Below are 1,779 nucleotides of genomic sequence, written 5' to 3'. Positions count from 1 at the left end.
ATTGGCGCAACCGCCGGGCGGTCGGCTTCAATATGCTCACCGAGCCGGTTCGCCACGAGGCCGCCGCCCAGGCGGGAAGCACCGGCGTGGCGGTGATCACCGGGCCGCTGCTGCTCCGTCAGGAAACCGACCAGGCTCCGCAGCGCGGTGTGATCCTGTATCTGCCGGTGTACCGCCGGGATGTCCCCCTGACGACAGCGGAGGAGCGCATGGCCGCCTTGCGCGGCATGGTCGGCGGCACTTTCCGCCTGAATGACCTGATGGAGGGGATACTCGGCGCCCAGAGCGCCCTGTTCCGCATCAAGATAGTCGATGAGCAGTCCTCATCCAGTATTCTGCTCGACGAGACCAGCGTATCCACCTTGGCGCCGCGTTTCCATCTCGAGCAGAAGCTGTCCTTGTTCGGCCGCACTTGGCTGCTGAGCGTCAGCAGCACCGCCGAGTACGAGGCCGCCCTGGGCAACAAGAGCCTGGCCTTCAGCCTGTGGATGGGATTGGCGGCGGTGGTGCTGTTGTCCCTGTTGGTGGGGGGCTACCTGTGGTTGCGTGAGCGCGAGTCGAGCGCCAACCAGTTGGTCAACGCGCAATTGCGCGAGCGCGAAGAGCGCGTCCGCATGCTGGTGGAAAGGCTGCCGGTGGCCACCTTGCTGTGTAGCTCCGATGGGCGCATCGAGATGTCCAACCAGAGCGCCGCCGAGCTGCTCGATTGCGCGCAGGATGCGCTGCTGGGCGAGCGGGTGCGGCGTTTCCTGCCGGAGGTCAGTGACCTCGCACTCCTGGTGCGTGACAGCAACGTGCCGGCCGAAGCCAATGAGTACGCCGCCCGTCGCGATAGCGGCGAGAACATTCCGGTGGCCTTGAGCCTGAGCGTGCTGACCCATGAGGGCGGGGCGAGTTACCTGCTCAACCTGATCGACTTGCAGGCGCGCAAGGAGGCGGAGCAGCGTTTCCGTCTGGTGGTGGAGGCCTCACCCAATGCCATAGTGCTGGTGGACTGCCTCGGGCAGATCGCCATGGTCAACCGCCAGACCGAGCAGATGTTCGGCTACGAGCGCCAGCAGCTGCTCGGCCAGCCAGTGGAGAAGTTGCTGCCCCAGGCCATGCGCGATAGCCATGTGGGCCTGCGCAAGACCTATCAGCAGAGCCCCGAACCACGGCGCATGGGCAACAACCGCGAGTTGTTCGGCCAGCACCGCGACGGCCGCCTGATTCCCCTGGAAGTCGGCCTGTCGCCGATTAGCAGCGGCGAGGATGCCCTGGTGCAGGCGGTGATCATCGACATCAGCGAGCGCAAGGCGGCCGAGCGGCGCCTGCGCGAGCAGTCCGAGCAACTGATCCTGGCCAACCGCTATAAATCCGAGTTCCTCGCCAATATGTCCCACGAGCTGCGCACGCCGCTCAACAGCATCCTTATTCTCAGCGACCAGCTGCGCCAGAACAGTGCCGGCAACCTCACCGAGAAGCAGGCCAAGCACGCCGACATAGTCCACCGTGCCGGCAGCGATCTGCTGCAGCTGATCAACGACGTGCTCGACCTGGCCAAGGTCGAGGCGGGGCGCATGCAGCTCAGGCTGGAACCTCTGAACATGCAGGACATGCTGGTGGAACTGGATGCCAGCCTGCGACCGATGGCCGAGATCAAAGGGCTGCGCCTGAGCGCCTCGCTGGAGCCCGGGGTGCCCAGGGTCATCCACAGCGATCGGGTGCGTTTGCATCAGATCCTGCGCAACCTGTTGTCGAATGCGCTCAAGTTCACCGAACAGGGCGAAGTGGAACTGT

At 64.9% G+C, this 1,779-nt stretch carries 1 protein-coding gene; it reads left to right on the top strand.

The window, feature by feature from the left end:
• A partial coding sequence (locus Q8Q83_RS19110; RefSeq protein WP_305625710.1) for a PAS domain S-box protein occupies nucleotides 1-1,779 on the top strand: 1,779 nt, incomplete at both ends.

The sequence above is a fragment of the Pseudomonas sp. genome (assembly GCF_030696055.1).
Classification (GTDB): Bacteria; Pseudomonadota; Gammaproteobacteria; order Pseudomonadales; family Pseudomonadaceae; genus Aquipseudomonas.
The sequence above is the reverse complement of the archived record's forward strand: the minus strand, read 5'-3'. Positions and strand labels throughout refer to the sequence as shown.